This window comes from Cryobacterium sp. TMT2-18-2 (genome assembly GCF_004402245.1).
GTDB classification, from domain to species: domain Bacteria; phylum Actinomycetota; class Actinomycetes; order Actinomycetales; family Microbacteriaceae; genus Cryobacterium; species Cryobacterium sandaracinum.
The window spans coordinates 84,165-94,824 of record NZ_SOFU01000009.1 but is presented as its reverse complement, the minus strand read 5'-3'; the positions used below and the strand labels follow the sequence as shown (position 1 = coordinate 94,824).

The following is a 10,660-nucleotide window of genomic DNA, read 5'->3' as shown; positions in this document are numbered from 1 at the left end:
TGGACCAGATCGCCGTCGTTCAGGGCGTGACCCGGGAACGGGTGCGCCAGATCGAGAAGCGCGCGCTGGCCCTGCTGAAGGTGCCGTGCCTGGAACAGTACCTGCGCGATTGACCGCCTCCGGGCGGGGGCCTGCCCGGCTGACGCAGCGGCCGACGCGACTCGGGGAGTCACGTCAGCCGTTGGGTCACTCCCCCCTGTTCATCCATGGCGCCCCGTGGTTCGGGTCGAAGGCGATCAGTGACCCTGCCCAGCGGGGCCTCGATCGGCATTAGGCGCCAGGTCGCGGTTAGCGCGAAAATGGGCTCATGCCCTCCGTAAGCGCTGCACCCAGGTCTCTGCCCGCATCCGTTCGAATCGGAGAGGGCCGCGGTGGCCTCACCGTGGTGAGAGTGGTCGGTCCCGCCGGCTCCGCCGAGATCTACCTGCACGGTGCGCACGTCACCGAATTCACTCCGGCCGGCGGCCGGCCGGTGCTCTTTCTAAGCGACCTGAGCCGGTTCGAGGCCACCGCCGCGATTCGCGGCGGCGTGCCGATCTGCTTCCCCTGGTTTGGTGCGAACGCGCTCGACCCGGCCGCGCCGTCGCACGGTTTCGCCCGCCTGATCGAGTGGGAGCTCGTGAACGCCCACGAAGCCGACGACGACGTCGTGCTCACCTTCAGCCTCACCGACACTCCCGCCACACGCATCTCGGCTTGGCCGCACCGCTTCGAGGCCCGCTACACGGTCACCGTCGGCGCCCGCCTGACCCTCGTCCTCCGGGTGACCAACCGGGAGCCGGATGCGATCAGCTACGAAGAAGCGCTGCACACCTATCTGCGAGTGAGCGATGTGCGCAGCACGACGGTCGCGGGGCTGCAGGGCACCGCATTCCTGAACCAGCTGACCGCACTGACCGAGCCCGCGGAGAACACCCCCCTGGGCTTCGGCACCGAGACGGACCGCCTCTATCTGGGCAGCCGCGGCAGCGCCACCGTCGCCGACCCCGACGGCCGCACCGTCACGATCGGATCCGACGGATCCGAAAGCACCGTGGTCTGGAACCCCTGGGCCGACAAGTCCGCCCGGATGAGCGACTTCGGCGACGACGAGTGGCCCGGCATGGTCTGCGTGGAAACCGCGAACGTGCGCCGGGACCAGGTACGTCTGGAAGCCGGCCAGAGCCACACGACGACCGTCGTGTTCGCGGTTTCGGACTGAGCACCGGCCTTCGGGACTGTCCCGCAAAAACTTTCTTTCGGCGCTAGCGTGACGAAATCCGTTCGACCCACGTCATACTAGTGTCGCCCGGCTCGTGCCACGCGCCGCGACAGATTGGAGTACGCCATCGCTGAACAGACGTCCTCCGCACCACCAGCCGTCCCCCCAACCGGACCAGGGATGACTGTCATCGCCGATGGCGTCGTCGCGAAGGTAGCCGGTATCTCCGCACGCGAGGTGCCGGGCGTCTACGCGCTCGGCGGGAGCGCGGCCCGAGCTCTCGGCGCAATCCGGGAAGCCCTCAGCGGCGCCGACCTCTCCACCGGGGTGAGCGTCACCACCGAGGGCGCCGCGGCCTCCGTCGCGATCTCCATCGTCGTCGAGTACCCGCACGAACTGCAGAAGGTCGCGGGCGCAGTGCGCAACGCGGTCGAGACGGCGATCGAGACAATCGTCGGCATGCAGGTCACCGCGGTCGATGTGACCGTCAAGGACGTGCACCAGACGTCAGATGACACGGACGCGGACGTCGACGAGGTAGACACCCCGGACTAGCCCGGCTTTTTTCTCCAGTTCACCAACACTTACCCTTACCAGTTCGCAAACAACAGAAAGATGCAGGGACAAATTATGGGCTTCATCGGATTCCTTATTCTCGGACTCATCGCCGGCGCGATCGCCAAGGCAATCCTGCCCGGCAACCAGGGCGGCGGCTGGGTCATCACCCTCATCCTCGGCGTGCTCGGCGCGTTCCTCGGTGGTTTCCTCGGCTCGGTCATCTTCGGCACCGGTCTCGAGAACTTCTTCGACATCTCGACCTGGCTTCTCGCCATCGCCGGCTCCGTCATTGTTCTCGTGATCTACGGCGCTCTCACGGGGCGTCGTCGCCGGGCCTAAGTCACGGCAGCGCGACAAGCGCGAACGAGCGGGCGCACTATTGGGGGGTGCGCCGGTTTTTCCGTGCTTTTTTTTGTTGATTTGTGCCTGCTGACGTCCGATTGCCGGCATTCTGCGTGCCGGTGGTGTCAGTCGCCCGCGACGTCGTGCAGGTGGTGCACCGGATCGTGCACGAAATATTGCCCCATCGTGGTGACGGTGAACCGGGCACCGTCGCTGCGGCGACCGGTTCGACCCTGGTCTGCGGGCCCAACGGCTGCGAAGGAGGCGGCGACGGACGCCGCGGCCTCGGCGAGTTCGCGGGCCACGACCGCCGGCTCCTGCTCGTTGTAGCGCTCCAGCACCGCGGTGGCGTCCTGGTCCCAGTTCGGGAAAGCCGGGTCGTCCTCGGCGAGCATGAGGGTGAGACGCTCGTCGAAGATGCGGAACACGTCGCGAACATGGGCCGCGTACTCCAGGGCAGACCAAGTCTGCTCGTCGGGGCGCGACGCGACATCCATTCGCTGCAGCACCGGCTGCCAGCGGGCCGCGTTCTCGCGCACCAGCCGCGGAATGTGCGCGAAATCGACGTCGGCGGCGGAGAAACCGCACTCCGGGCAGGGGCGCTCCAGCACCCAGGTCCAATCTTTTGTATCCGCGCTGATTCCCATCCGGTGATCCTATCCGGTGGTCACGGCTACGCACCGGTGTCCGGCCAAACCGAACCGTCGTTGATTCCGAACAATAGGCGAGCACGGATGCACCGTGACATCTACTGGAGGTCTTCTCATGCGTACATCCCCCAACCGCATCATTGCCACTGTTTTCGGTGCCGTCTACGTTCTGGTCGGCCTGCTCGGTTTCTTCGTGACCGGCGGCGTCGACTTCTTCGCCACCGATGGCGGCCTGCTTCTCGGCATCTTCGCGGTCAACCCTCTCCACAACACGGCCCACCTCCTGATCGGCGCAGCACTGTTGATCGCCGGCCTGGCCACGGCCCCCGCCGCAAAGGCCGTCAACACCACGGTCGGTGCGGTGTACCTGCTCCTCGGAATTGTCGGTTTCTTCATCGCCGACACCGCGCTCAACATCCTCGCCCTCAACACGGCCGACCACTTCCTGCATCTGACCAGCGCCATCGTGCTGCTTGGAGCCGGTCTCGCAGCCGACAAGACGGTACCACGCACGGTCACCGTCTAGCCCACGCACGCCACCCACACCGCGGACAGGAATCCCATGACGCAGATCACGCGCCTCTGGATCGCTTTCGCCGCCCTCGGGGCAGGGATTATTCACCTGGCCGTGGGCACCGGCGCTCCAGCCCTGCTCGCCGTCACCTTCGTCGGGCTCGGCGTCGCCGAGCTCTGCTGGGGTGTGGCGACGCTCGTGCGAGGAAGGCATCTTTGGCCGAACCAGGCCCTCGTCCTCGCCCTTCTCCCGGGCGTCGTTTGGGCTGCAATGGTGGCGCTCCGCAGCACCTCGGCGGTGCCGGCCGACGCTACAGTGCTGCCGGTCTTCCCAATGACCATCGCCACCCTGTTCGGCGTGTTCGTGGCCGTATCCCTTGCCCTCACCCGGCGGCGTGCCAGATGCCGGGCGGCGGCATCCGACACCCCTGCCGGGGTGACCGGGGCGACCGAACCCGCACCGCAGGGCTGGCGTTTCCTGGCCGCGCTGACGCTCGGCGGCCTGCTGGTTTCCGGCCTGACCACTCCGGCCCTGGCCGCGACGGATGCCGGCACTCAGGCGGTTCCGCACGGGTCCCACGGTCACTCGGGCCCCGCCGTTCTGCCCGGCGCACCGCACTCCCACCACTGACCGGCTGCGGGCCGAAGATAATTCCCGGCTCTCGCTGGGCCCGGCAGCCCTTCTAGTCCGGCTGCTGCGATGCGCAGACGGCGACAGCCCGGATTTCGCCGGCGACCTGGGTTTCGGTCCAGGGCAGGTTCAGCTGGGGTGCCGGCATCTCTCCGGACGCGGGCGCAGCGCCGGCGACCGCGGCAAGTCGGCGGGCGACCGCCTCGGCGAATCCGCGGCCGGAGGTCGAATTATTGAAGGCGACCACTACCGTGAGTCCGCTGACCGGGTCGGCCATCGCCGCCGAAATGAAACCGGGGATCTCCCCGGACTGACCGAGCAGCGGGCCGAACCGCTCGACCCCGAGGCCGTGTTGATGCCAGGAGAGGGCTCCGGCACCCGGCAGAACCGGCGCCCACTGCGCATCCGTCGATGTTTTCGACAGGAGGGTCCCCGCGGCCAGCGCCTGCGCCCAGATCCTCAGGTCGTCGAGGTTCGAGACCGCCCCCGCCGCCACTCCGCCCACCGAGGGCGACAGCTGCGTCACGTCGAGCACGCTGCCACAGCGGGCCCTGCCGACCGGATCAAGGGCCGCGGCATAGCCGCGGGGACTCGGCCCCGGGATCGCAAGCTCGCCCGGCGATGGCAGGCTGGTGTTCGTCATGCCCAGCGGTTCGAACACGTAGTGCCGGTAGAGCCACGGCCAGTCGCGTCGGGTTGCCTGCTGCAGGGCGAGACCGAGCAGCACGACCCCGGTATCCGACGCGGACCAGGTTCCGCCGGGCAGCGCCACCCGAGGTGCGCCCGTGCCGCTCGCGATGACTTCACGCGTCGACCATTTGCGACTGGGGTTGTCCATAATCTGCGGAGCCATCAGGGAGGCGTGATCGGCCAGGCCGGACGTGTTGCGGCAAAGCTGCCCGAGGGTGATTTTGTCCAGCCCCACCACCCGGGGCACGTAGTCGGACACCGGATCCTCCAAGCGCACCTGCCCCTCCTCGACGAGCCGGAGCAGCACCGTGCAGGTCAGCGCCGTCGTGTTGGTGCCGATCCGGAATCGCATCTCCGGGGTGAGGGCACCCGGTGTCGTCCTCGAGACGGACCCGGGCGACGCGACCCAGGTGCCGGCCCACGGCGCCCAGACACCGGCAATGGCCCCCGAGGAACCGGACAGTGTCTTCGCCTCGGCGAGCACGTCATCCAGCCGGGACGTGACCTCGGACGAGAACGGGGCCGCCGCCTGCGCGCGGGCTTCCGGGGACGCATCCGTCGCCGCGGTACACGCCGTCAGCACGAGGGCGGCACTCACGACGAGAGCCGGCACGCGGTGGTGGCGTGTGCGGGGGCTCGCGTGACGAGGTGCGTGGCCGGCTGGTGCACGGCCGGCTGCGGCCTGGCTGATCGGTGCCTGTTCGAGCTTCATCGCCTGACCCCCGTCGCGTCGCGGCCCACACAGGGGCGCCCCTGCACGACGGAGTGTACCCACGCCGCCGTCCGGCCGCACCGTATTGCTGCCGGCGGCCCCCCGGCTCTCGCTCTGGCCCCTACTGCCGCCCCCGTCCCTAACGAATTCGACGGAGATTTTGGGCTAGAGACTCAGTTTTGGGCTGTTCTGCACCGTTTTCGGCAAAATCTCCGTCGAATTGGTTCGGGGCAGCGGCGGGAGAGGCAGCCACGAGAAGGGCGGCCACGGCGGTAACCACGGGGCTAGTCGGCGGGAATGACCGGGTAGGGGGTCTCGGCAGGGCGCGGGCCGCGCATGAACCGCTGCACGTTCTCGTCCACGATCATGTCGCTCGGGCGCAGCGGACGGGTCAGATAAAGGCCATCCAGGCTGGTCAGCCGGCTGAGGGCCACGTAGGTCTGGCCGGGGCTGAACACGCGTGCGCCGAGGTCGACGACCGCGCGTTCATAGGTGGCGCCCTGCGATTTGTGGATGGTGACCGCCCACGCCAGCCGCAAGGGGAACTGCGTGAACTCGGCTACGACGTCTTTGCGCAGCTTCTTCGTGGTCGGGTTGTAGGTGTACTTGAACTTCTCCCACACCGCCGGTTCGACCTCGTGCGTTTCGCCGTCGATGTCCACGTACACCGTCGAATCGACCCGAGTGACGGTGCCGATGCTGCCATTCACCCAGCGTGGGCCGCCGTCCTGGTTGGAGTCGTTGCGCAGAAACATGACCTGCGCCCCGACCTTCAGCTCGAGCACCTCGTCGGCGGGGAATGTGCGCCCGCCGAAGTCGCCGGTGACGTCGGCCTTGGCGGTCAGCGCCTTGCCGGGGAGGCGCTTGAGAGCGGATGCGTTGATCCGGTTCACGGAATCGTTGCGGGTGGCCAGCGTGATCACTCCCTCCCTCGGCGGGGTGCGGGCGCCCGCGGCGTTGAGCGCGCCGCCGATCTCGGCCGTGACCCGCCCGTGCCGCACCGCGTTGAGCATGTGTTTGAAGTCGGCGTCGCGCTGCCGGTGCACCTCGGTGAGCTCGAAGATGCGCAGGTCGGCGCCCTGCCAGACCTTCGCGTCGAAGAACCACATCGACCGGTAGGTGTCCGCGAAGTAGGCACGCTCGTCGGAATCCCCCGGCACCGGGGCCAGCTGGTACGGGTCGCCGAAGAGCACGATCTGCGCACCGCCGAACGTGTCGTTCGGCCGTTGCCGCGCCTGACGCAGGCTGCGGTCGATCGCATCCATCAGGTCAGCGTTGACCATCGACACCTCGTCGATGACGACCGTGTCGATCGTGTTAAGCAGTTTGCGTACCTGGTCGGACTGGTCGATCGCGTTGTCGGCGATCACGCCGATCGGCAGGCGGAACAGGGAGTGGATGGTCTGGCCGCCCACGTTCAAGGCCGCCACCCCGGTGGGCGCGGCAATCACGATCTGCTTGCTTGTGTTCCAGGCGAGGTGATTGAGCAGCGTCGACTTGCCGGTGCCGGCGCGCCCGGTCACGAACACGTTCTGCCGGGTTCCCTCGATGGCCTCGAACACTTCGGCCTGCTCGCGCGACAGCGGAATCTCAGACACGGGGGCGCTTTCGATGGGGTACGGACGGGACATACCACTGTATCCGGCCCGGCTGCACGAGTCGGCCCCGGTCTTCGCATTGGTGGAGAACCGGCCCCGTAGGATGTGGGGGTGAGCAACCGGGACGGCAGGCGCCGGCGTAACGAGCGGCGCGCCATCGTGGCCGTAGTCATCGTTGCCGCCCTCCTCGGCGCAGGCCTGGTCGCGACGATCGGGTCGCTCAACCGCGACCTCTACAGCGCCGGCAGCTTCGTGGGGCAGTATCTCGACGCCCTGGCCCGCAAAGACACCGCCAGTGCGCTGATGCTTCCCGGGGTCAGACCCACGGCTGCGGAGCTCGAAGCGGCCGCGCTGCCGAAGGACCTGCCGGACACCCTGCTGCGGAACTCCGTGCTGGGAGAACTCACAGACATCCGTCTGACCGCTGACGACGAGTCGGCCGATGGACGGCACACGGTCGACTACGAGTTCCGGCTGAACGGCACACCCGCGGCGATGACCTTCCAGGTGGAGAGCGCCGGCACGTTCTTCGGCGTTTTCGACAGCTGGCGCTTCACGACCAGCCCGCTGGCTGTGCTGCGCGTGAACGTGCTGCACCAGGCCACGTTCTCGGTGAACAGCCTGACCCTCGACACGCGTGCGCACGCCGCCGATGGCGCGCCGGAAGCGTTCTCGAACCAGGCGGCCTACCTGGCCTTCGCACCTGCCCTCTACTCGTTCGAGCACACCTCCACCCTGCTCGACGCGGCCTCGCAGACGGTGCCGGTCGTCGCGTCCGGGGTGACGGATGTCACGGTCGACGCCCAGCCCAACGCCCAATTCATCGGTCAGGTCCAGGCCGAGCTGGACCGTTTCCTCGACGATTGCACCACTCAACAGGTGTTGCAGCCCACGAACTGCCCATTCGGCATCGAGATCAACGACCGGGTGCGTGACGACCCGATCTGGTCGATCGCCCAGTATCCCCCCGTCACCCTCGTGGCCGGCGACTCCACCTTCGAGATGCCCGACACCGAGGGGCAGGCGCACATCGTGGTGGAGGTGCAGTCGCTTTTCGACGGCGATGTGGAGGTGCGGGATGAGGACGTGTCCTTTGCGGTCGCGATCAGCGTGACCGTGAACCCGGACGGGTCGCTCGCCCTCCAGTTGCGCTGAGCGGCGGCGGCTGCCCTGCTGGGCGCTTCCCTGCTACTCCGAGCGGTCGTGCGCGGCGAGACGGGCCAGGCCTGCGTTGTACTGGATCAGTTCGGCGTCGCCCGTGCGGGCGGCGTTTCGGTCCTTGCGGCGGGTTTCCTTCTCGTCGCTGCGGCTCCATTGGATGGCCACCGCAATGGCCAGGGCGATCGTCGGGATCTCGCCGACGCTCCAGGCGATGCCACCGCCCATCTGCTGGTCCTCGATGCCGCTGAGCCCCCAATCGCGCCCCATGGCCCCGTACCAGTCGGCGAGGAGCAGCCCGGTGCCCGTCATCATGGTGACACCGAAGAAGGCGTGGAAGGCCATCGTGCCGAGAAGAAGCAGCAGGCGGCCGGCGTAGGGCAGGCGGTAGGGCACCGGGTCGATGCCGATCAGCGACTGCACGAACAGGTAGCCGGTGATCAGAAAGTGCACGATCATCCACTCGTGGCCGATGTGGTCGGTCGTCGCCCAGCTGAATAGCGAGGAGTAATAGAACACCCAGAGTGAACCGGCGAAGAGCACGGCTGCGACCAGCGGATTGGCCAGGAACCCCGCGTACGTCGAGTGCACGGCCAACAGGATCCACTCGCGGGCGCCGCGGCTGCCGTCCTGCCGCTTGCGGATGGCCCGGGCGGCGAGGGTGACCGGCGCCCCGGGCACCAGAAAGACGGGCACGAGCATGGTCAGCGCCATGTGCATGAGCATGTGGGAGGAGAAGAGGTACTTCGCGTAGAGGTTTGCGCCGCCGTTGGTGATGTAGAACAGGATCAGCATGCCGGTCACCCAGAGCACGGTGCGGAACACGGGCCACTTATCGCCGCGGCGGGCCAGGCGGCGCACCCCGGCCACGTAGAAGAAGATGCCGAATGCGCAGAACAGCACCCAGGCCAGGTCGAAATTCCACTCGGTGAAGTAGCGGCTGAAAGTGAGCGGCGGCGGCAGGAGCTCGCCGGTCAGGATTTGGGCGGGCGTCGAGGTGGGGATCTCGGTCGCCGTGATCTGCTCGACCGGCGTCGCGGTCTTGGCGAGGGCGGCGGCGGCCCCGGAGGCGAGCCCCATGAACGCCAGTTCCGTGACGATGAGCCACCAGAACCAGACGCTCCGGTGGGGTGCGGGAGTATGGGGGTCTGCGGGGGCGCTCCGCAGCATCCGCCCGATCACGTACCGGCGCTGCAGCACGCCGAACGCGCCCAGCACGGTGAGGGCGAAGACCTTGACCAGAACGAGGATGCCATAGGGCGAGAGCAGCCGGTCCCAGGCGCCCAACCGCAGTTCGGCGCCGACGTAGCCGGACGCAGCGACGACGATGAAGGAAACGAGGGCGAGCGAGGAGTAGCGCGCGATGACCGGATCGAGGCGGCCGCCGGCCAACTGCTTGCGCAGCACGATGATGGTCAGCAGCCCGCCCAGCCAGACCGCGGCGAAGACCAGGTGCAGACCCAGGGCGGTGATGGCCACGTCGTGCCCCTCAGCGCCGGCCGCGTGCCCCTGTAATGCAATCGGCACCAGGGCACCCACGGCGAGGACCGTGACGAAGACGAGCCCGGTCAGTGAACGCACCGCGAAACACAGGACGGTGACGAAGGCCGCGATCAGGGTGGTGATCAGCCAGGCCTGGCCGATCTCGATGTCACTGAAGAACTGTCCGGCGGTGGCGCTGAATCGGTCATCGAAGCTGAGCGGAATGGTCGTCACCTGCAGGAAGGTGAAGAAGCCGGTGAGGGCGGATGCCACGGTGAAGACGGCGGCGGACCCGGCAGCGAAATCGAGGGCCGCGTTGTATTCGGGTTCCCGAGGGCTCAGGGCGAACAGGGTGAGCACGAGGGCGCCGATGGTGCCGGCGGCGCCGAGGTTGACGAGGAGCTTGGCCAACGGGAGACCCCACCGCACGACTGGTCCCGGATCGGACAGCAGCTGCGCCGAAGCGCCGCCGCCGTAGGCTAGCGCGGCGAGCGTCGCCAGCGTCGCGACCAGCAGGAGCACTGCCGGACCGGATATACGCACGAGACGAGGCACTGACTCAGCCTAACCGTGCCCGGTGGACGCACGCTGCACGAGGCTCGCTGACATGTGACGTCATAGACGAAAGCAGGGCGCCGACCGAAGCCGACGCCCTGCTTGCTTGGTTCGAGACCTACTTGGCGGCAGCCTTGAGCTTGCTACCAGCGGTCAGCTTGACGCGGTGGCCCGCGGCGATGGCGATCTCTTCGCCGGTCTGCGGGTTGCGGCCGGTGCGCGCTGCGGTAGCGGTGCGCTCGACTCCGAGCCAGCCCGGGATCGTGACCTTGCCGTCGTTCGCGACGGTGTCAGCGAGAGTTGCAAAGAAAGCGTTCAGAACGCTGTCGACGGCAGCCTGGCTCTGGCCAGAGTCTGCGGCAACCTTGGCAACGAGCTCGGTCTTGTTCAGCGACTTGTCAGCCATTGAGTGTCCTCCTCGGACCTTTGTCTGTAAAAACAGGGATTCACGTATTGCGGGCGACGCTCCGAGGAGCGACTCCGTTTGGCCGGTTGGACCGGGTTGAATCTAGCAGACAACCGCGGAATTCCGCGGATTTGCGGCGTTTCCAGCCGGTTTGGCTGCCGCAA

Annotated in this window: 12 protein-coding genes; 7 read left to right on the top strand and 5 right to left on the bottom strand. The window is 67.7% G+C overall.

From position 1 onward, the window contains the following. Positions 1–8 precede the first annotated feature (8 nt). The 4 genes from E3O22_RS16665 to E3O22_RS02780 all read left to right on the top strand — a co-directional run bounded on the left by E3O22_RS16665 (position 9) and on the right by E3O22_RS02780 (position 2,098). Complete coding sequence (locus E3O22_RS16665; protein ID WP_370448467.1) at positions 9–113, top strand: sigma factor-like helix-turn-helix DNA-binding protein; 105 nt, start codon at positions 9–11, stop codon at positions 111–113. A gap of 194 nt (positions 114–307) precedes the next feature. Beyond that, positions 308–1,201, top strand: a complete 894-nt coding sequence (locus tag E3O22_RS02790) for a D-hexose-6-phosphate mutarotase (protein WP_134394789.1) — start codon at positions 308–310, stop codon at positions 1,199–1,201. A 180-nt stretch (positions 1,202–1,381) separates the two neighbouring features. Continuing rightward, positions 1,382–1,756 (top strand): Asp23/Gls24 family envelope stress response protein, encoded by a 375-nt coding sequence (locus E3O22_RS02785; RefSeq protein ID WP_134394790.1) that lies wholly within the window; start codon positions 1,382–1,384, stop codon positions 1,754–1,756. 75 nt (positions 1,757–1,831) lie between these two features. Further along, on the top strand, positions 1,832–2,098 hold the full coding sequence (locus E3O22_RS02780) for a GlsB/YeaQ/YmgE family stress response membrane protein (protein WP_104099742.1): 267 nt from the start codon (positions 1,832–1,834) through the stop codon (positions 2,096–2,098). Between the two features lie 128 nt (positions 2,099–2,226). On the opposite strand, the gene E3O22_RS02775 is transcribed toward E3O22_RS02780, so the two are convergent. After that, positions 2,227–2,748 (bottom strand): DinB family protein, encoded by a 522-nt coding sequence (locus E3O22_RS02775; protein WP_134394791.1) that lies wholly within the window; start codon positions 2,746–2,748, stop codon positions 2,227–2,229. A gap of 118 nt (positions 2,749–2,866) precedes the next feature. On the opposite strand from E3O22_RS02775, the gene E3O22_RS02770 reads away from it, so the two are divergent. Together E3O22_RS02770 and E3O22_RS02765 are read left to right on the top strand one after the other, a co-directional pair. Next, positions 2,867–3,277, top strand: a complete 411-nt coding sequence (locus E3O22_RS02770) for a DUF4383 domain-containing protein (RefSeq protein WP_134394792.1) — start codon at positions 2,867–2,869, stop codon at positions 3,275–3,277. Between the two features lie 36 nt (positions 3,278–3,313). Next, positions 3,314–3,895, top strand: coding sequence for a hypothetical protein (locus E3O22_RS02765; protein ID WP_134394793.1), 582 nt, complete (start codon positions 3,314–3,316; stop codon positions 3,893–3,895). A 52-nt stretch (positions 3,896–3,947) separates the two neighbouring features. Here the strand turns inward: E3O22_RS02765 and E3O22_RS02760 are convergent, their stop codons facing one another. Next, positions 3,948–5,297, bottom strand: coding sequence for a serine hydrolase (locus tag E3O22_RS02760; protein WP_134394794.1), 1,350 nt, complete (start codon positions 5,295–5,297; stop codon positions 3,948–3,950). 284 nt (positions 5,298–5,581) lie between these two features. Beyond that, positions 5,582–6,895 carry an ATP-dependent RecD-like DNA helicase gene (locus E3O22_RS02755; RefSeq protein ID WP_134394795.1) on the bottom strand — a complete coding sequence of 438 codons (1,314 nt, stop codon included), beginning with the start codon at positions 6,893–6,895 and terminating at the stop codon, positions 5,582–5,584. A 111-nt stretch (positions 6,896–7,006) separates the two neighbouring features. Between E3O22_RS02755 and E3O22_RS02750 the strand changes: the two genes are divergently transcribed. Beyond that, a complete protein-coding gene (locus tag E3O22_RS02750; RefSeq protein WP_134394796.1) occupies positions 7,007–8,050 on the top strand; it encodes a hypothetical protein in 1,044 nt (347 codons plus the stop codon). A 33-nt stretch (positions 8,051–8,083) separates the two neighbouring features. Here E3O22_RS02750 and E3O22_RS02745 read toward each other — a convergent pair whose 3' ends face one another. Then, positions 8,084–10,072 (bottom strand): cytochrome c oxidase assembly protein, encoded by a 1,989-nt coding sequence (locus tag E3O22_RS02745; protein WP_134394801.1) that lies wholly within the window; start codon positions 10,070–10,072, stop codon positions 8,084–8,086. Positions 10,073–10,208: 136 nt separating this feature from the next. Then, on the bottom strand, positions 10,209–10,496 hold the full coding sequence (locus E3O22_RS02740) for an HU family DNA-binding protein (RefSeq protein ID WP_104099750.1): 288 nt from the start codon (positions 10,494–10,496) through the stop codon (positions 10,209–10,211). Between the last annotated feature and the right edge of the window lie 164 nt (positions 10,497–10,660).

Coding starts and splice junctions, on each gene's coding strand:
- E3O22_RS02790 (WP_134394789.1), top strand. CDS start 308: ATGCCCTCCGTAAGCGCTGCACCCAGGTCTCTGCCCGCATCCGTTCGA.
- E3O22_RS02740 (WP_104099750.1), bottom strand. CDS start 10,496: ATGGCTGACAAGTCGCTGAACAAGACCGAGCTCGTTGCCAAGGTTGCC.
- E3O22_RS02765 (WP_134394793.1), top strand. CDS start 3,314: ATGACGCAGATCACGCGCCTCTGGATCGCTTTCGCCGCCCTCGGGGCA.
- E3O22_RS02770 (WP_134394792.1), top strand. CDS start 2,867: ATGCGTACATCCCCCAACCGCATCATTGCCACTGTTTTCGGTGCCGTC.
- E3O22_RS02780 (WP_104099742.1), top strand. CDS start 1,832: ATGGGCTTCATCGGATTCCTTATTCTCGGACTCATCGCCGGCGCGATC.
- E3O22_RS02775 (WP_134394791.1), bottom strand. CDS start 2,748: ATGGGAATCAGCGCGGATACAAAAGATTGGACCTGGGTGCTGGAGCGC.
- E3O22_RS02760 (WP_134394794.1), bottom strand. CDS start 5,297: ATGAAGCTCGAACAGGCACCGATCAGCCAGGCCGCAGCCGGCCGTGCA.
- E3O22_RS02785 (WP_134394790.1), top strand. CDS start 1,382: ATGACTGTCATCGCCGATGGCGTCGTCGCGAAGGTAGCCGGTATCTCC.